Origin of the sequence: Aliiglaciecola sp. NS0011-25, assembly GCF_040370605.1 — a bacterium.
GTDB classification, from domain to species: Bacteria; Pseudomonadota; Gammaproteobacteria; order Enterobacterales; family Alteromonadaceae; genus Aliiglaciecola; species Aliiglaciecola lipolytica_A.
This window is the reverse complement of sequence record NZ_BAABWR010000002.1, coordinates 57963-76509: the sequence shown is the minus strand read 5'-3', so window position 1 is coordinate 76509 and position 18547 is coordinate 57963. Positions and strand designations below refer to the sequence as shown.

The 18547-nt window shown below is 40.0% G+C and carries 15 protein-coding genes; 8 read left to right on the top strand and 7 right to left on the bottom strand.

The window, feature by feature from the left end:
* Window positions 1–19: 19 nt before the first annotated feature.
* Window positions 20–994: an NAD(P)H-quinone oxidoreductase gene (locus ABWV72_RS02190; protein ID WP_353368652.1), complete on the bottom strand. Its 975-nt coding sequence runs from the start codon at window positions 992–994 to the stop codon at window positions 20–22.
* A 109-nt stretch (window positions 995–1103) separates the two neighbouring features.
* Here ABWV72_RS02190 and ABWV72_RS02185 point away from each other — a divergent pair, with 109 nt between their 5' ends.
* Window positions 1104–2291: a class I SAM-dependent methyltransferase gene (locus ABWV72_RS02185; RefSeq protein WP_353368477.1), complete on the top strand. Its 1188-nt coding sequence runs from the start codon at window positions 1104–1106 to the stop codon at window positions 2289–2291.
* 71 nt (window positions 2292–2362) lie between these two features.
* Here the strand turns inward: ABWV72_RS02185 and ABWV72_RS02180 are convergent, their stop codons facing one another.
* From ABWV72_RS02180 to ABWV72_RS02170, 3 genes are all read right to left on the bottom strand, one after another.
* Entirely contained in the window at window positions 2363–2665 is a 303-nt protein-coding gene (locus tag ABWV72_RS02180; RefSeq protein ID WP_216046452.1) for a PilZ domain-containing protein, read from the bottom strand.
* A 74-nt stretch (window positions 2666–2739) separates the two neighbouring features.
* Window positions 2740–6645 carry an ATP-dependent RNA helicase HrpA gene (hrpA, locus tag ABWV72_RS02175; protein WP_216046451.1) on the bottom strand — a complete coding sequence of 1302 codons (3906 nt, stop codon included), beginning with the start codon at window positions 6643–6645 and terminating at the stop codon, window positions 2740–2742.
* Window positions 6646–6735: 90 nt separating this feature from the next.
* Window positions 6736–7152: a CBS domain-containing protein gene (locus ABWV72_RS02170; protein WP_216046450.1), complete on the bottom strand. Its 417-nt coding sequence runs from the start codon at window positions 7150–7152 to the stop codon at window positions 6736–6738.
* Window positions 7153–7441: 289 nt separating this feature from the next.
* Here ABWV72_RS02170 and sbcB point away from each other — a divergent pair, with 289 nt between their 5' ends.
* The 4 genes from sbcB to ABWV72_RS02150 all read left to right on the top strand — a co-directional run bounded on the left by sbcB (window position 7442) and on the right by ABWV72_RS02150 (window position 12432).
* Window positions 7442–8872 carry an exodeoxyribonuclease I gene (gene sbcB / locus ABWV72_RS02165; RefSeq protein WP_502902106.1) on the top strand — a complete coding sequence of 477 codons (1431 nt, stop codon included), beginning with the start codon at window positions 7442–7444 and terminating at the stop codon, window positions 8870–8872.
* A gap of 171 nt (window positions 8873–9043) precedes the next feature.
* Entirely contained in the window at window positions 9044–10699 is a 1656-nt protein-coding gene (locus tag ABWV72_RS02160; RefSeq protein WP_216046448.1) for a flagellar assembly protein A, read from the top strand.
* Window positions 10700–10908: 209 nt separating this feature from the next.
* Window positions 10909–11391, top strand: a complete 483-nt coding sequence (locus tag ABWV72_RS02155; protein WP_216046447.1) for a glutathione peroxidase — start codon at window positions 10909–10911, stop codon at window positions 11389–11391.
* Between the two features lie 51 nt (window positions 11392–11442).
* Entirely contained in the window at window positions 11443–12432 is a 990-nt protein-coding gene (locus tag ABWV72_RS02150; RefSeq protein WP_342808074.1) for a 2-hydroxyacid dehydrogenase, read from the top strand.
* 54 nt (window positions 12433–12486) lie between these two features.
* Here the strand turns inward: ABWV72_RS02150 and ABWV72_RS02145 are convergent, their stop codons facing one another.
* Window positions 12487–13293, bottom strand: coding sequence for a methyltransferase domain-containing protein (locus ABWV72_RS02145; RefSeq protein WP_353368471.1), 807 nt, complete (start codon window positions 13291–13293; stop codon window positions 12487–12489).
* 15 nt (window positions 13294–13308) lie between these two features.
* On the opposite strand from ABWV72_RS02145, the gene elyC reads away from it, so the two are divergent.
* Window positions 13309–14067 carry an envelope biogenesis factor ElyC gene (elyC, locus tag ABWV72_RS02140; RefSeq protein ID WP_342808070.1) on the top strand — a complete coding sequence of 253 codons (759 nt, stop codon included), beginning with the start codon at window positions 13309–13311 and terminating at the stop codon, window positions 14065–14067.
* A gap of 11 nt (window positions 14068–14078) precedes the next feature.
* On the opposite strand, the gene ABWV72_RS02135 is transcribed toward elyC, so the two are convergent.
* On the bottom strand, window positions 14079–14840 hold the full coding sequence (locus ABWV72_RS02135; RefSeq protein WP_303501054.1) for a Nif3-like dinuclear metal center hexameric protein: 762 nt from the start codon (window positions 14838–14840) through the stop codon (window positions 14079–14081).
* A gap of 129 nt (window positions 14841–14969) precedes the next feature.
* Here ABWV72_RS02135 and ABWV72_RS02130 point away from each other — a divergent pair, with 129 nt between their 5' ends.
* Both ABWV72_RS02130 and ABWV72_RS02125 read left to right on the top strand, forming a co-directional pair.
* Window positions 14970–15308 carry a hypothetical protein gene (locus tag ABWV72_RS02130; RefSeq protein ID WP_303501052.1) on the top strand — a complete coding sequence of 113 codons (339 nt, stop codon included), beginning with the start codon at window positions 14970–14972 and terminating at the stop codon, window positions 15306–15308.
* Window positions 15309–15387: 79 nt separating this feature from the next.
* Window positions 15388–17217: a M2 family metallopeptidase gene (locus tag ABWV72_RS02125; RefSeq protein ID WP_353368468.1), complete on the top strand. Its 1830-nt coding sequence runs from the start codon at window positions 15388–15390 to the stop codon at window positions 17215–17217.
* 88 nt (window positions 17218–17305) lie between these two features.
* Here the strand turns inward: ABWV72_RS02125 and sohB are convergent, their stop codons facing one another.
* The gene (gene sohB / locus ABWV72_RS02120) at window positions 17306–18328 is read right to left on the bottom strand and encodes a protease SohB (RefSeq protein WP_353368466.1); all 1023 of its coding nucleotides are present in this window, start codon (window positions 18326–18328) and stop codon (window positions 17306–17308) included.
* Window positions 18329–18547 lie beyond the last annotated feature (219 nt).

Sequence of the window (18547 nt, the reverse complement as noted above, 5' to 3'; positions counted from 1 at the left end):
AAGCAGGGGCCGTCCCCTGCTACCAAGTACAAATTAATTTGCCAATAGTGTCATTGTCTTCCATTCGAGTATGCGCCTCAGTAATCTTCTCAACGGCATAAACGGTATCAATTACAGGCTTCAATTTTCCAGTCTTAAATTCGTCTAAAAATCTTTGGCTAAACTCCGTAATTAACTTCGTTTTATACTCATCGCTGCGATTTCTGAGAGTAGACCCTTGGATTTTTGCTCGCTTACCTAACAATAAGCCCATATCCAAGTTATCGCCAAAGCGACCATTTAGCATGGCTAACTGAATAATACAGCCATCCATATTTAGCACTTTCAAACTGCGATTAGTGTATTCAGCGCCGATAAAGTCGATAACCACATCGGCTTTAAACCCCGTAGACGATAACGCATCGGCAAAGTCTTGCTGCTGATAGTTAACTAATGTACCTGCACCTAAATCAGCGCAGACTTGTAACTTTTCAGGAGAAGACGCAGTTACCGCAATGCTGGCACCGATCAAATAAGCCAGTTGAATTGCAGCAAGTCCTACTCCACTTGCGCCAGCATGGATTAATGCAGACTGACCTTGTTTAAGTTGACCAATATCACAAAGACTTTGATAAGCCGTTAAAAAGACTTCAGCAATGCCCGCCGCTTCAGCACAACTTAAGTTGTCAGGGGTTTTAAACACATGGTCACTCAGAATTTTGGCGTATTGCGCATAACCGCCGCCTGCCACTAATCCAAATACCCGCTCACCTTCTTTTACCGTTGTGACATTACTACCCACAGCCACCACAACACCGGCAATTTCCAAACCTAAAATTTCACTTTCACCTTTAGGCGGTGGATATTTTCCTTGGCGTTGCAAAGTGTCAGCTCTATTTACGCCAAAAGCATTAACTTTAACTAACACTTCGTTTGATTCAATTGTGGGGATAGTAGTGCTATTCATTTTAAGGGACTTCGGTGACTCACCTTTTTCAAAATCCACAAATGTCATGCTCTGTTGACTGTTCAAAAATTACTCCATATGTAAAAAATAGAATCGAATTTAGCTATCATATAGTGACTGCTGTACAATCTCAAAATTAGTCAATTTTGGAATTTTTATGAGTGCATCTGTCATTCTACACCCCGGCCGGGAAAAATCTTTATTACGTAGACATCCGTGGATATTTAACAGTGCTATCAAAGAACACAAAGGCGTTGTTCGTAATGGCGACACCGTAGATATATTCAGTGGTGAAGGTGAATTTCTTGCCAAAGGAGCATGGTCTACTGAGTCGCAGATCCAATTGCGGGTTTGGACATTTGATCGCCAAGAAGTGGTCGACAACGGTTTCTTTTTGCGAAAACTAGATCAAGCGATAGCATTGAGAGAGTCAATTGTATTAAAACACGGTTTAACCGGATATCGAATAGTCGCGGCTGAATCCGACGGTTTGCCGGGTATCACTATCGATAAATATGCCAATGTTATCGTCTGCCAATTACTCTCAGCTGGTGCTGAAAAGCACCGCAAAAAAATAGTTTGGGCATTAAACAAACGCTTTCCTGATTGCAGTATTTTAGAACGCAGTGATGTAGCAGTTAGAGCAAAGGAAGGCTTGCCAGAACTTGTTCAAACCTTACATGGTGATGTACCCGATGAGGTCATTATTGAAGAAAATGGGGTAAAAATCATTGTCGACCTCATTCAAGGACATAAAACTGGGTTTTATCTAGATCAACGAGATAACCGCGCCATTGCCGGAAGTTATGCTGACAATAAGAGTGTATTAAATTGTTTTAGTTATACTGGAACATTTGCCTGTTACGCCCTCAAAGGTGGTGCTAATAGCGTAGTCAATATGGATGTATCTGAAAATGCGTTAGCAACAGCCAAGCGTAATCTTGAAATAAATAAGCTAAATATATCTAAAGCGAGTTTCGTTAAAAAAGACGTGTTTGAAGCCTTGAGGGAATATCGTGACAATGGCACAACCTTCGACATGATCGTGCTTGACCCACCTAAATTTGTTGACTCTAAAGCATCTTTAAATAGAGCCTGCCGAGGATATAAAGACATTAATATGCTGGCAATGAAAATTCTCAATCCGGGCGGCATACTGTTAACCTTCAGCTGTTCAGGACTTTTGTCTTCCGATTTATTTCAAAAAGTGGTGGCAGATGCTGCTTTAGATGCGAATAAAACCGTACATTTTTTGGAAAGATTAGGGCAAGCTCCCGATCATCCAGTTGCCAGTAATTACCCAGAGGGTTTTTATTTAAAAGGGTTGGTTTGCAGAGTAAGTTAACTAAATTTGCAATATAAATAGCTAAAAGACCAAGTACATTATGCTGCTTGGTCGTTTAGCCAAAATGCTTGTTAATTCATTTCGATGATTTCAACACCAATAATACAACTACTATCTGTGCTGCTATCACAGCGAACAACTTTCGCTTTAGCACTTAGAGAAGGTATTTGACTGCTGGTCGATTCAATCGCGACGTCAACAAGTGTTCCTATTTCAACAGACTCTTCCTCAACTTCAAAAGACATGCCTGTGGCACTAATGTCCTTGCAAACTGCAGGCATAGAACGAGTCGATTCGTCATCGTGAACTGTCAACTCACAGGGTGAGTTCAACATCATCCGAAAAAAGTTTCGCTTGTCATCGTATCCCAACATCTTTTACCTCATCCTAACTATAAACACCTATCACTTTTATAGGGTGCATCTGCTATAAAGTCAACGAACATCGTTTAAAATGATAGCAATTGGTTTTCAATGCGCTTCATAGAAATCGGCATCGGTGTACCAAGTTGCTGAGCAAAAAAGGAAATACGCAACTCTTCTATCATCCAGCGAACAAATGCTAAGTCAGCAGGCACGGGTTTACCGTCTGGTATTTTGCTCAATGCGGCATTAAATCGAGATTGCACTTTTTCGATATTAAGCTGGTGCAACCGGTCTTTGTTAGGATCTATCGGTAATTTTTCCAAACGCCTAACAATACCTTTGATATAGCGATTCCAATCGTCAATTTTCTCAATACCAAATTGCGTGATAAAACCAGGGAAAACCAAAGAATTCAAATGTTGTTTTATATCCCCATGGGCACTAATCATATTAAGCGCTACATTACCTTTTAATTTCTTTTGGACCTGATGAGCTTGGGTTAAACCGACTTCCACTTTTTTGGCAATATCCAAGACTACATCATTGATATCTTTTCTGACGTAATCTCGAGCTTGATTAAACACCTCGGGTGAACGGATTTGCACATTATTATCACTCTCAAAACGCGTTATCAGGTGATCTACTCCGGCCTCGATACAATCGTTAATTAGCGCTTGTATTTGCCCAAAAGGATTAAAGTACAAACCCAACTTAGCTTTATTTGGTAGTTTTTCTTTTAGATAACTTAGCGGCGATGGAATGTTCAACATGATTAAACGTCGAAGACCTTGTCGATGCATGTTTAATGCCTTTTCGGGGCTTTCGAACAACTTAATGGCGACACTCTTTTTATCATCCACTAATGCCGGATAGGCCTTTACTTCGTACCCCTGAGAGTTATCGATATATTCTTCTTCAAGCGCTGTAAAATCCCACTGAGTTAGTCCGCTTTTTTCAATTTCTGGAGAAGCCGCCTGTTTTAAGGTGCTACTTATCTTTTCTTGCAAACCATATTTGAGAACGTGTAAATCACGCCCCTGTTTAAGTAAATTTCCCTTGCCATCGACCACTTTGAAATTGAACTTTAAATGATTAGGCAACGACTGCCATTGCCATTCTTCTTCAGCAACATTCACCCCGGTCATTTTTAGTAGTTTTTTGCTTAACGCGGTCAAAAATGGCAATGGATGGCCTTTATTATCTTTTGACTGCATATCTAACATACAAGCATCGGCAAAATTAGGAGCAGGCACAAAATTACGCCTTAACCGTTTGGGGAGCGATTTAATTAATGTCACAATTAATTCATGGCGAAACCCAGGAATAAGCCAGTCGAAGCCATTTTCTTCAAGCTGATTTAAAATCGGTAATGGAATGATTAAGCTAACACCATCATCAATTTGATTGGGTTCAAAACAATAGGTTAATTTCAGATTTAAATTATTTTGCTGCCAACTATCAGGGAAGTTGAGCTCATTAACTTGTTCCGCTTGGTGTTTTTTTAGTTGCTCAGGATCGTACTTCAAACTTTCTTGAACACTAGACTCAGCTTTGTTCCACCATTTTTTGAAGCCGCTTTCGCTACACACATGCTTTGGAATAGTTTGTTCGTAAAATGCCACCAACTCTTGTTCATCGACTAATACGTCGCGACGGCGGGATTTTTCTTCGAGTAATTGTATGTCCTCGATTAACGATTGGTTATAGTGAATAAAGTTGTAAGACAACTTTGTATCCGCATTCACTAATGCTTCTCTAATAAAAATTTCACGACTGATATCAGGATCTATTTGACTAAAATTAACATGTCGATTGCTTACTATAGTCAAGCCAAACAGTAGCACTTTTTCCAGTGCTTGCACTGCCCCACGTTTTTTCGACCAGACAGGTTCACTATATTGATACTTGGTCAAATGTTTAGCTAGGGGCTCTATCCATTCAGGTTCAATTTTAGCGGCAACACGCCCAAATAATCGGGAGGTTTCCACCAGTTCAGCGACCATTGTCCATTTAGGTGGTTTTTTCGATAAGTTTGAGCCAGGGAAGATTAAAAACTTAGATCCCCTAGCCCCCTCAAATTCTCGTTCTTTATCTTTAAAACCAATATGAGATAAAAGCCCAGAGAGGATAGCTTTATGAACATCATCAAAATCAGCTTCTTGTTTATTTAACCGAAAACCAACTTCGACTATGGATTTTTTAAGTTGGCTGACGACATCTTGCCACTCACGCATTCTAAGATAATTAATAAAATGTGTGCGACACCACTTACGCAATTGATTCGCGGTTAACTCTTTTTGTTGTAATTTGAAGTCTTGCCATAAATTTAACAGAGCAACAAAATCAGACTGCTTATCTGCATACTTCTCATGTTGTTGATCCGCCGCTGCACGTTTATCTTGTGGTCGCTCTCTTGGGTCTTGAATACTCAAGCCTGCAGCAATGATGATTAACTCAGATACACAATTATTGTGACCTGCTTCGACTACCATTCTAGCGTAACGAGGGTCTACTGGTAACTTTGCAATTTGACGCCCAGTCTCGGTCAAACTCAATTTACCGTGACGCTTTTCAACCGCAGTGAGCTCTTCTAAGAGACGAAATCCATCGTTGATAAACCGATTATCTGGAGGCTGAACAAATGGAAAATCTTGTATATCTCCGAGCTTTAACGATAGCATTTGCAAAATGACGGATGCTAGATTGGTTCTAAGAATTTCCGGATCGGTGAACTCCGGACGCCCATTAAAATCGTCTTCTGAATATAAACGAATACAAATCCCTTCGGAGACTCGACCACACCGACCAGCACGTTGATTAGCAGAGGCTTGAGAAATGGCTTCAATTGGTAATCTTTGTACCTTGCTTCGGTAACTGTAGCGAGACAATCTTGCAAATCCGGGATCAATCACATATTTGATACCAGGCACAGTCAACGAGGTTTCAGCCACATTTGTCGCCAGCACTATTCGACGATTGCCATGAGATTGGAATATGCGATTTTGTTCCGCCACCGATAGTCGAGCATAAAGAGGCAGTATTTCTGTGGCTTTGTAATTCTGTTTACTCAGGGCGTCAGCAGTGTCTCGAATTTCTCGCTCACCACTTAGAAAAACCAGGATATCCCCTCGCTTTTCGCGACTTAATTCATCAACGGCTTGGATAATTCCTTGAATTTGATCACTGTCTTCATCATTGTCTTGAAGTGGGTTATAGCGTATTTCAACTGGGTAACTACGTCCGCTAACTTGGATAATAGGGGCATTGTTAAAGTGTTTTGAGAAACGCTCAGGGTCGATAGTGGCTGAAGTTATGATTAATTTGAGTTCAGGGCGTTTGGGTAATAATTGTTTCAAATACCCCAAAATAAAATCTATGTTTAGACTGCGCTCATGAGCTTCATCAATGATTAATGTATCGTATTTACTTAAAAACCTATCCGCTTGCATTTCAGCAAGTAAAATACCATCCGTCATTAACTTGATGTAAGTATCATCACCAACCTGATCAGAAAAACGTACTTTAAATCCAACTTTTTCACCGACAGTCGTCCCCAACTCCTCGGCGATACGTCCGGCAACAGTTCTGGCAGCTAAGCGCCTTGGTTGAGTATGACCAATAAGGCCATCTACTCCGCGACCGAGTTGTAGACAAATCTTAGGTATCTGGGTGGTTTTCCCCGACCCTGTTTCGCCAGCAATAATAACAACTTGATGATTAGCAATAGCATCACTAATCGCATCTTTATGTTCGCTCACCGGCAAATCTGGATACTCTATATCCGGAATATTCTGCAATTTGAACTGGCGAACGCGTTTGGACTCCTCAATGGCAGTAGCAATTGCTTGCCACTGAGAGTCATTACTTTTGCCTGAAACTAAACGATTCAATCGTTTTTGAAGTCGAAAAATATCACTACCAAGGCAATCTTGTAACTGCTTTTGCAGCTCCTCGCGATTTGGAACGGCTGTATTTTGATTATTGGACAATATATTCTCAAAAAATTCGATGCTTTAAAACGCAACGGATCCTAGAAGAAACGCCAACAAATTTCCAGCAAAGTGAGCTATAAAACGGTTTTAAGCTCGTTTATATCCATCTCGCAGTTGCACATCGATAGCATAAAGGACATCAGCACGACTTATGGTGCCGATAAAATAACCATCATCGTCAACTACAGGATACAATTTAGTGCCTTCATTCAAAAAGCGTTGCGCCACTTCAATAATCGAATCATAGGATTTCACCGCCAAAACATCGGTTTTCATAATGTCTTTTACACGGGCTACTTGCTCTCGGTAATAACTCGAGGTAATCATACGAGCAATACAGTCTTTTTCCGACAAGAATCCGACTACTTTGTTGCGAGGATTGAGCACTGCCCCACCAGATTGCTTGCCTGTTAAAAGGCGTTCAACCGCCTCAGCGACAGGCATTTCATCGGTGAATGTAACAGGCCGCCGATTCATATAATGATTTACTTTTAATGATTCCACCCTTTCTCCTTAGCTTCGAAAGTGTTTTGTTTAGTTATCAATTTAATGATTAAACCGATCGCCTAATATAAAGATAGTCATAACCAATTAAAAAACATAACTTTTTTAATAATATTTAAATCTTTTTATAGTGAAAAACGAAGTAACTGCATTCTGCATAGCAGAACCTATTGGTTTCTGTATAATTCTTATTTTTCATATCTCGAATTCGACTCAAATAAAAACAGGTTGAAAATACGCCTTGTTTTAACGGTAGTTTCGAGTGAATCAATATTAGAGAGTGAGTACCTTGAACCCATCAATCCTTTGGCACGATTACGAAACATGGGGGGTCAACCCGCAAAAAGACTTTCCTTGTCAGTTTGCTGGGATAAGAACAGACCTTGAGCTAAATATTATCGATAAGCCGGTGAAATGGTACAGTCAAATACCCAATGATTATTTGCCTAATCCTCATGCAGCTTTAGTCACAGGTATTACTCCGCAATTAACCTTAAGAGACGGTTTGGTTGAAGCTGAATTTATCAAAAAAATTCTTCAACAGATGGCCACTCCAGGAACCTGCAGTGCTGGTTATAATAGTATTCGATTTGATGATGAAGTCACACGTTACACCCTGTATCGAAACTTATATGACCCTTACGCGCGAGAATGGCAAAATGGCAATAGCAGATGGGATATCATTGATTTAGTGCGAGCTTGTTATGCGCTAAGACCAGAGGGGATAAATTGGGTATATAAAGAAGATGGCACACCAAGCTTTAAATTGGAAGACCTTACCCAGGCGAATGATATTGCTCACGCAGATGCCCATGATGCCCTATCAGACGTATATGCAACTATTGCCATTGCCAAACTAATTAAACAGGCCCAACCTAAGCTTTATGACTACATTTTCAGTCTGCGCAATAAACGTAAGGTGGCTGAGCATATCAACATTGATGCACAAGTTCCCTTAGTGCATATTTCATCAAAATTACCGGCCCAAAATGGATGCTGTACCTGGGTACTGCCAATTGCTTACCATCCAGCAAATAAGAATGCGATTATATGTTTGAATCTTGGGTTAGATCCCAGCCCCCTCTATGATTTAGATATTGAAGAAATAAAAGCTCGATTATACCAACGAACTGCAGATATGCAGGAAGGTCAGCAAAGACTTCCGATAAAGCTTATTCACTTGAATAAGTGCCCCATTATCGCACCAGCTAAAACCCTTACCGAAGAAAATGCAGAGCGCTTGGGCATTGATCGCAATCTGTGTTTGCAAAATTTAGCTAAGTTGAAAAATGAACCCAGTTTATCAACAAAACTTACTGCGGTATTTGATGAAGAACGTCAATCTGATCCAACGATTGATCCGGACTACGCACTCTATACTGGTGGTTTTTTAAGTGATTCGGACCGACAAAAACTCGATCAAATTCATCAAATCGACCCAAGCAATCTAGGTCCAAAAGATTGGCAGTTTAGCGATCCAAGACTTAACACCCTAGTATTCCGTTACAGGGCCAGAAATTATCCTTTAAGCTTAAATGAAGAAGAAGTCATCAAGTGGCAGCGACATAGACAGTACCGCCTGACAGATCCAGACTCGCCGGCGAGTATACAGCTTCCCGAATACCTTGATTTATTAGAGCAACTCACTTTTGAGTATCAGAATAATCCTGAAAAAAGAGCGATAATTAGAGCACTACACCATTACGCTGAAAGTCTGTAGTTATGAAAAACAGAAAACATTTTTTAGCGCCAAATATAAATTTGGCTAATGCGCAGAAAAATCAAAGTAAGCTGACGAACCTAATGGTATATTTTGTCTATAATTAATATATTCATAAATATAGTCGATACAGCAGTAACAAATAGATCGGATTAATTTCAGGTGGTAGTAATGAAAGGCATTAATTTTAGGCTTGATGACAGTGGAACGTTTTTAAGCTTACTCATAAATCCAAGCGAAGTTGCGCCCAATATAGACGTGAAATCCCTTATTAATAGTTTTAATAACAGCAACTATTCAGCTTTGTATTTATCTGATGAAAATGTCATTAATGCCAATGATTTATTGACCAAAGCGCGAAAAGAAGGCAGCTATGAGGTTATTAGCGAAGTTATTGCGGAGAAAAAAGATGCGACAGTAAAGTTTCGCATTGAAGACAATGACATGGTGGCTTTTATCTCTGTCACTGCCGCATATGGAGGTCATTCCCCTACGGCTAGTGAATTAGTCAAAATAGCAAATGATAAAGGGGTTGTAAGAGGCCTAAGTGATAAAACCATCAATGAAATTGCAACAAAAGCAAAAGCGGCAAAACCGGGTTCAATCATTGAAGACTTAGTAGCAAAAGGCCTGCCGGTGAAAAATGGCAAAGATTCTAAATTGAACCCATTGGTCCCTAATGCACTAGAAAGAATTCTTAAACCACAGTCAAGTGGCTCTACTCGCGTAGACATGCGTAATTTAGGTGATGTCATTTGTGTCAAAGCCAATACAGAAGTGTTACGACGAATCGCTCCTACTAAAGGCCGCAGTGGATTTACCGTTAAAGGTGGAATAATTGCCCCTAAACCTGGCAATTGGATTAAATTCAAACCAGGTGAAGGTATCAAGAGTAGCGATCAGGATGAAAATTTATATCTAGCTGCTATAACCGGCATGCCAAAGTTTCAAAACGGCAAAATGTGGGTTGATGATACCTTCATTTGTAAAGGTGTAAATGTAGGCACAGGTAATATTAAATACGATGGTGCGGTGCTGGTAAATGGCGATGTTACTGAAAAGATGGAAATTACCGCCAGCGGTGATGTCACGATCAATGGCTTTGTTGAATCAGCAACCATCAAAGCAGGTGGCGATATCATCATAACGGAAGGAGCCATGGGCAAAGTCAATGAACATAGCACCGAATTTAGTACTAAGTTAATAGCCGAGGGCAGCGTCCATGTGCAACATGGTCAAGGTCTTAATGTGCAGTGTAGTGGAAATGTCACCATTGGTCGTCAATTGGCTTACAGTAAAATCAATTGCGGTGGTAGTGTCACTGTTGGTCCTATTGATAAACCAAATGGGAACTTATTCGCCTGTGATATTCAGTGCAAAGGTGCAATAACCGCAGGCACTCTTGGCGCTGTATCTGGAAGCCACCTGAATATTGATTTCAGCCACGGCTTTAATACTCTGCTGGAAAGAAAAGACACTGTTGATGAGCTTTTATTGCAACTGCGCGATAATAACCTTCGCCACAGGGGTAAATTCGAGTTAATGCGCGGCAAAAAAATCCATCCAGAATTACAACGTAAGTTTAAAGAAGCAGAGGAAATGTTCAAAAACGAGTCTCAATTATTGGAATGGTTAGAGGCTAAGTGTGAAAAAATGAAATTGGCAAAAGAATCCTATCAGCAGGATATTAAACTCATTGCCAATAAACGTTTGTACGCTGGTGTAGTGGTTAAACTCAATAACCGCACTTGGCGTGCTGAACGAGAATATGCAAAAGCGAAGGTCCATTATGCGGGACATCAATGGAATTACGAACCTCTTGTGTAATTCACATAAAAAGATGATTTAGGACGTTACCTAAATCATCTTTTAGTACGATAAAAACAGTACAAAATTAAACCTAAATAAAAATGCTCTATTGATCTGCTTCCTATCTATCACCATGATATATTACTTAAACAATGCTAGCTTAATACGCGAAATTTCAACCTAAGTATCCAATCCCTAGCGACATTAAAAATATAAACGAGAAAATTATGCCAAATACGATTTACGACTTTCAAATGCCCATGAATAACGGTGAAATAAAAGAGCTTTCCGATTATAAGGGCAAAGTTCTATTGATAGTCAACACCGCAAGTAAATGTGGCTTCACTCCTCAATATGATGGATTACAATCACTTTACACAAAATACAAGTCACAAGGATTAGAAATTCTTGGATTTCCATGCGATCAATTTGGTCATCAAGAGCCTGGTTCAGACTCTGAAATAGAACAGTTTTGTAGTTTAAATTTTAATGTCGACTTTCCGTTATTTAAAAAGTCAGATGTTAATGGTAAAGACGCATCACCACTTTATGAATTCCTCAAAGCTGAAGCTCCTGGGGTGTTAGGAAGTAAAAGTGTCAAATGGAACTTTACAAAATTTTTGGTCAATAAAGAAGGCAAAGTACTGGCAAGATACGCTCCCAAAACAAAACCCGAAGCGATTCAAAAAGACATCGAAGCATTATTGTAAATCGCTTTTTGTCATCCCAAAATCACAACTTGCGCACAAGGGACTAGCAGAATGAAAACACTTTTTTTCAGTAGTAAATCGCATGATATTAGTTACTTTAACAAACAAAACACGCTGTATAATTTCACCTTAGACTTTCAAGAAGCGAGGTTATCCATTGATACCGTTGCTTTATGTCAGGGATACGAAGCAATATGTGTTTTTGTGAATGACCAAGTTGATAGTCAAGTTATTGAACAGCTAAAAGAAATGGGTATAAAACACATTGCATTGCGCTGTGCTGGTTTCAATAATGTTGATCTACAAAAGGCAAAACAACTTGGAATAAGGGTATCTCGCGTTCCTGCCTATTCTCCTGAAGCTGTGGCTGAACATACTGTTGCGTTAATGATGACGTTAAATAGAAAATTGCATAAAGCCTACAACCGCGTTCGCGAGAACAACTTTAGTCTTAACGGATTAATTGGCTTCAACTTTCATGGCAAAACTGCAGGTATTGTGGGTTACGGAAAAATAGGAAAATGTACTGCTAACATACTTTTGGGACTGGGCTGCAAAGTAATCTGTTATGACCCCATCACGCAAACAAGCGACCAAAAGGACATCACTTTTGTTTCCCTCGACACCCTGCTGTGCGACTCAGATATCATAAGTCTGCATTGCCCGCTAACAAATGAAAGCCAACACATGATAAACGATGATTCAATTAGCAAAATGAAAGATGGTGTTATGCTAATTAATACTTCTCGTGGCGGTTTGGTAGATAGTAAAGCTGTGATCAGGGCTCTAAAGTCGCGAAAAATTGGTCAATTAGGCTTAGATGTATACGAAATGGAATCAGACCTCTTTTTTGAAGATAAATCTTGGGAAATAATGCAAGACGACGTATTTGATAGATTAGTAGGGTTTCCCAATGTTCTAATTACTGGCCATCAAGGTTTTTTCACCGACGAGGCATTACAACAAATTGCGCAAACGACCCTTAACAATATTGCGCTAATGGATAAACAACAATCAGATCCCCACACATTCTTAGTCTAAATCCGATTCATTGAGCATGGATGCTTAACATATGTGGTTTTGTTAAAGCCAACTTTAACAACGAACAATAAGGTGGAAATATTTACCTAACCATTTGTAGGGTTCGGTATGGCCATATTTTATTTCCGCTGCTTTTATATTTTCATATTCGTCTTGCTGTTTCGTTGTATCTTTCAAATAATCATGAAAACACCGAATCCCTGCACTGCTTATAATCTCTACTGGCAAGTTTTGTAAGTGACTTATGACTTTTTTTGGTTCTAACGCATTGTTAGGATTCAATCTCACTGTGTTTTTATTTTTCATGTCAGCAGCAACATAATCAAAATTACCATAAAGGAGATTACCGAAGCGGTGCGCATCTTTATTAAAAAAGCTTAACGACAAAATGCCACCTGGCTTGACTTGAGACACCAATGCGGAAATAGCTTCAAACGGTGAATTCAACCACTCTAAAACAGCGTGGCAAATCACCAAGTCATAGGTTTTGTTAGGTGGTAAGTCATTTAGAGAACCACAAACAAAAGTCACATCATCAAATTCAGCCAAGTTTTCCTTTGCCATTTCAACTGCTTCAGCCGACAAGTCATTAAACGTAAGGGTATGCCCCAACTCTAGCATTACCTTACTCATAATCCCTGTGCCACCACCAACATCGATTATATCGAGCGGTTTATTTGCAAGCTTGATATAATCGTGCAGGCTATTAACTAACAATTCATGGCGCAGTTTACCTTTACTCGAACCATAAATATTGTTGGCAAATTTATCCATCAACGAATCAAAGCTTTGATCTGAATTTTTACTCATAGGATTATAATATTGGGGTGAACAAGTTGCGTTCACTCTTAGTGACTTCATTGGAGATCATTTTACGTGGATTTGTTCTTAATTAAAAAGTTTATCGGTGTATTCTTAATGCCACTTCCGATTATTCTATTGCTTTTGTTAATCGCTATTTTCTATATCTGGCGGAAAAAATACGCTAAAGCCAATGTGTTTTTGAGTGCGGGAGTCATCGGTTTTATATTGGTTTCTTTTGCGCCATTGCCAAATACGCTATTGCATTCCTTAGAACGTCAATATCCACAATACGATCTTGCTAAAAAGGTCGAATATATCGTCGTACTCGGCTGTGGCCATGTCAATGATAGAGCTGTCCCTATTACGTCTCAACTTTCTCCTTGTTCGCTAATAAGAGCTACAGAGGCGATTAGAATATTGCAATATAATCCACAGGCAAAAATAGTGACGTCGGGAAATGTAGGACGCCAAACATTCAGTAACGCCTATATGAACGCACAGTTTTTGATTGCAATGGGAGTCCCATCAAATCGCATTATCGAGGTTTCGTTATCCAAAGATACCGAAGAAGAAGCGGCAAATTTGCGCGCCACCCTGAATAATAAAGCATTTGCCTTAGTCACATCAGCCTCTCACATGAAACGGGCAGTTAATTTGTTTGAACAACAAGGTTTAAAACCTATTGCCGCGCCAACGGAACACCTGGTGCGTGATTCTGAGGATGGCGACAGCGGATACTTGCTACCAAACGCCCAAAACGTATACAAGTTTGAGCGCTGGTGGTATGAATGGATGGGAAATACTTGGGTCAAAGTAAAAAGTTGGTTCTAACCTGTTGGTGACTATACCGGATTATCAATATCCACAAAAGTCACGTCTAAATCAAAGGATTTGGCCAAATACTCGCCTAAGGCTTTGGCTCCATAACGTTCCGTTGCGTGGTGGCCGGCGGCGATAAAATGGATCCCCATCTCCCTGGCGACATGCACCGTTTGTTCAGATATTTCGCCACTGATAAACGCATCTATGCCCTGCTCTGCTGCCATTTCAATATAACTTTGGCCGCCGCCTGTGCACCAACCAATTGATTTTATACTGTGCTCACCAGCACTAATGATTTGTGGTGTACGTTGTAATGACTGCTCAACAGTTTTAGCCAATTGCTGCAAGGTTAATGGTGTTTCGAATTGCCCATGCATGGCGACGCTTTGCGGATTTTGTTGTTCCAAACCTCCGATGACTTCTATATTTAACCTTTTTGCTAATTGCGCGTTATTACCTAATTCTGGGTGAATATCCAGCGGTAAATGATAACCGTAAAGATTAATATCGTGATTAATAAGCTGCTTAATTCTTTGACGTTTCATGCCAACAATACAGGGATTTTCACCACGCCAAAAATAGCCATGGTGAACAAAAATTGCATCTGCGTTCAACTCAACAGCACGGTCAATTAGTGCCTGACAGGCCGTTACCCCAGTAACAATCTTGCTAATTTCAGACACGCCTTCTACTTGTAACCCATTAGGACAATAATCCTTAACTTTTTCTGGTTTTAGCAGCTGATTAAGGTGGCTTAACAACGTTTGATTATTGATGCTCATATTCACTCTTTACAATTTAATAGCATTTTATACACATAAATGTCGAAATTAGACATCTTTCTGAAAACACGGTATAAAAGCATTTCAACAATATCAATTATTTTTAGCAAAAAAGGTGTAGACCCTACGATGAGCAAACTGGACAAAGAACAGGTTATCGAGAAATTTACCGAAGCATATAAATCCGCCCACGGCAAAGCGCCGACAATAGAAGCAAAAGGCGGTTGGTACAGTGTCGACGGCGGTAAAAATGTCCGTTTGTCAGCTCTCGAAGAAATGATTACTGAACTTGAATCAAGTGACTCTAAAGTTGAACCGGTTGAAAACAAAACTGCTAAACAACAAAAGCAACCTGCGGCAAAAGCAAAGGCAACCAAGAAAGCTAAATCAAAAAGTAGTTTCTCTGTTAAACAATATTGGCAAGATCAGATTATGGCGCAAAATCCTGGTTCAAAACTGCCACGTTAATTTGTACAATGCTAGGTGATAAACGATTTAGGCGGCTTATTAGCCGCTTTTTCATTTCTGTTTTTAAAAGGAAAAACACATGACTTTCAAACGCACTCAAAGTGCACTATTTGTTATTGCTGCCTTAGGTTTGGCTGCATGTGGGGATAAACAAGAAGCCTCCTCACAGTCTGAACCTCAAGCTTTAACTAAAAAAGATGCGCAGCAGTTTGTTGAAAAAGCGCAACAAGATCTTGCAGAAATGTTAGTACCTGCAGCTCAGGCTGAGTGGGCCTATCAAACATACATTAACCAAGATACTGCTGCGTTAAGTGCCTATTTTAACGAAAAAGTTACTTCCAAAGCGACCAGTTATGCCAAAGAGGCTGCAAAATTTAATTCTGTTGAAGTTGATGCAGATACACGACGTAAGCTTAATTTAATGTCTAATATCTTGGTGATGCCTGCCCCTGGAGATCCAGAGAAGTCTGCGCGTTTAGCCCAGATAGGGTCTGAGTTAGGAGGCATGTACGGCGCAGGTAAATATTGCCGTACTGAAGATGAATGTTTCAGTCTTCCTGAAATGTCTAACATTATGGCAACTGAGCGTGACCCTAAGCTACTTTTAGAAATGTGGGAAGGTTGGCGCCAAGTGTCTCCACCAATGAAAGCACTTTATGCGGAGCAAACTGAACTTGCGAACTTGGGTGCCCAAGAACTGGGTAAAAAAGATTTAAGCGAACAGTGGCGCGGCAGCTACGACATGGAAGCGGATGCATTTGGCCAAGAGCTTGACCGTTTATGGGGGCAAGTAAAACCATTCTATGAAGCACTTCATTGTCACGTTCGTGCAGAATTAGGCGAGAAATATGGTGAAGACATTGTTCCTCAAAATGAACCTATTCCAGCACATTTATTAGGTAACATGTGGGGGCAATCTTGGGGCAATGTTTATGACATCGTCAAACCCGAGCAAAAAATGGACGTAATTGATATAACCAAAGCCTTGGAAGAGCACAATTACGATGAAATTAAGATGGTTAAACAAGCAGAGTCTTTTTTCTCATCGTTAGGCTTTGATCCCCTACCAGAAACCTTTTGGGAACGCTCTATGTTCAAACAGCCAACTGAAAGAGATGCAGTATGTCATGCTTCAGCTTGGAACTTAGATAACGTAGAAGATCTGCGTATTAAGATGTGTATTCAGAAGAATGGTGAAGATTTCTCAACAATACATCACGAGTTAGGCCATAACTACTATCAACGAGCCTATAATAAGCAACCAACGGTATACCAAGGCGCTGCCAATGACGGCTTTCATGAAGCAATTGGCGACACAGTTGCTTTATCCATTACCCCAAAATATCTAAAGGAAATCGGTTTAGTGGATACTATTCCAGATGCTTCGAATGATATAGGCATGTTACTTAAACTGGCCTTAGATAAAATAGCATTCGTACCTTTTGGGTTAATGGTTGATCAATGGCGCTGGAAAGTATTCTCAGGAGAAGTCACGCCAGAACAATACAACACAGCTTGGTGGGAACTACGTGAAAAGTATCAAGGTTTGAAGGCACCAGTTGATCGCCCTGCCGATGCATTTGATCCAGGTGCTAAATACCATGTACCAGCCAATACTCCTTATACACGCTATTTCTTAGCTCATATATTACAGTTCCAATTCCACCGAAGCTTGTGTGAAATTGCCGGTGATAAAGGTCCTATTCATCGCTGTTCGATATACGGTAGCAAAGAAGCCGGAGCAGCTTTGAATAATATGTTGGAAATGGGTCAAAGCAAACCTTGGCAAGAAGCCTTGGAAACCCTAACCGGCAAACCTGAAATGGATGCCACCGCCATTCTTGATTACTTTGAGCCTCTTAAAGCTTGGTTAGATGAACAAAACCAAGGTCGACAATGTGGTTGGTAACAGTTAAAAATTAAGCATAAAAAAGAGCGACCTAGGTCGCTCTTTTCATTTCCATCTCTGTACGATTATAATTTTAAGCAACTAGCTCTTATTTAAAAAGGGTCTGGCTTTTTGACCATAGCTTTACAAAGGCGGACTCAATCCCAGTAGATGCGGCTTTACCTAACTTTTCAGCTAGACCCTTTTTCTTACTGTACTTAACTGAATAAATATTTCGGCTCTCTAATTTACTCATTAAAAAGTCATCAGAGGTTTGAATTGCATCAACCAAGCCTAGCTCTTTTGCACGACTACCATACCAGTATTCACCAGTAGCCACTTTATCAATGTCAAGCTCAGAGCGATGAGATGATACAAAGTCTTTAAACATCACATGCACTTCTTCAAGTTCTTGCTTAAACTTGTCTCTTCCCTGATCAGTGTTTTCGCCAAACAACGTCAATGTGCGCTTAAAATCCCCTGCGGTATGTTGTTCAAATTCAATATCGTTTTTCTTTAAAATCTTATTAAAGTTCGGTAACTGAGCAATCACACCAATTGAACCTATGATCGCAAATTTAGCACTTAATACGTTATCCGCCACACAGGCCATCATATAACCACCACTTGCCGCCACTTTGTCGACCGCAGCGGTGAGATGAATATTTTTATCTTTTAGACGCTGTAATTGAGATGCTGCCAATCCATAACCATGCACAACTCCACCACCACTTTCCAAACGCACCAACACTTCATCCTTTGGCTGAGCAGCGCATAAAATAGCCGTAATTTCTTCGCGTAAACTATCCACTTCGTGGGCATCCATTGAGCCTTTAAAATCCACTACAAATAAATTCGGTTTTTGGTCAGATTCATCTTTCTTTTTAGCGACTTTATCCGCTTTTTTCTGTTCTTTTTGCTTTTTCTTAAGTTGTTCTTTACTTAAAAGGAGATGTTGAGCATGTTCCTTTAACTCTTCAAACTGCTCAGAAACAGATTTAATTTCTAACTGTCCATTGCCCTGTTTTTGCTTTGAAGCAAGGGCAACGATACCGCCTACTGTCAGTAAAATTGCGACCACAATGGTGACTGCTTTGGCCACAAATAAACCATATTGAAATAAAAACTCCAAGCGTTACTCCTTTATCTTGATACAAGTATCAACTGAATAATATTACTAATTTGGGGATCAGCTCAAAAGCCGATCACAAGGTAATCCATCTATGTGGGGACAAAATGTGAGATTAAAAGCGCTTTATTTTCACATTCAGACACAGACCACGTATTTACAATTATCAGAATATAGCTGAGTTCGCAATTTAAGATAAGAGCAGGCAAAAAAAAAGCCAAG

Bases quoted from the DNA above. Each gene is read 5' to 3' on its own strand.
- ABWV72_RS02190 (WP_353368652.1), bottom strand. From the start codon at position 994: ATGACATTTGTGGATTTTGAAAAAGGTGAGTCACCGAAGTCCCTTAAA.
- ABWV72_RS02185 (WP_353368477.1), top strand. From the start codon at position 1,104: ATGAGTGCATCTGTCATTCTACACCCCGGCCGGGAAAAATCTTTATTA.
- ABWV72_RS02180 (WP_216046452.1), bottom strand. From the start codon at position 2,665: ATGTTGGGATACGATGACAAGCGAAACTTTTTTCGGATGATGTTGAAC.
- ABWV72_RS02160 (WP_216046448.1), top strand. From the start codon at position 9,044: ATGAAAGGCATTAATTTTAGGCTTGATGACAGTGGAACGTTTTTAAGC.
- ABWV72_RS02155 (WP_216046447.1), top strand. From the start codon at position 10,909: ATGCCAAATACGATTTACGACTTTCAAATGCCCATGAATAACGGTGAA.
- ABWV72_RS02150 (WP_342808074.1), top strand. From the start codon at position 11,443: ATGAAAACACTTTTTTTCAGTAGTAAATCGCATGATATTAGTTACTTT.
- ABWV72_RS02145 (WP_353368471.1), bottom strand. From the start codon at position 13,293: ATGAAGTCACTAAGAGTGAACGCAACTTGTTCACCCCAATATTATAAT.
- ABWV72_RS02135 (WP_303501054.1), bottom strand. From the start codon at position 14,840: ATGAGCATCAATAATCAAACGTTGTTAAGCCACCTTAATCAGCTGCTA.
- ABWV72_RS02130 (WP_303501052.1), top strand. From the start codon at position 14,970: ATGAGCAAACTGGACAAAGAACAGGTTATCGAGAAATTTACCGAAGCA.
- ABWV72_RS02125 (WP_353368468.1), top strand. From the start codon at position 15,388: ATGACTTTCAAACGCACTCAAAGTGCACTATTTGTTATTGCTGCCTTA.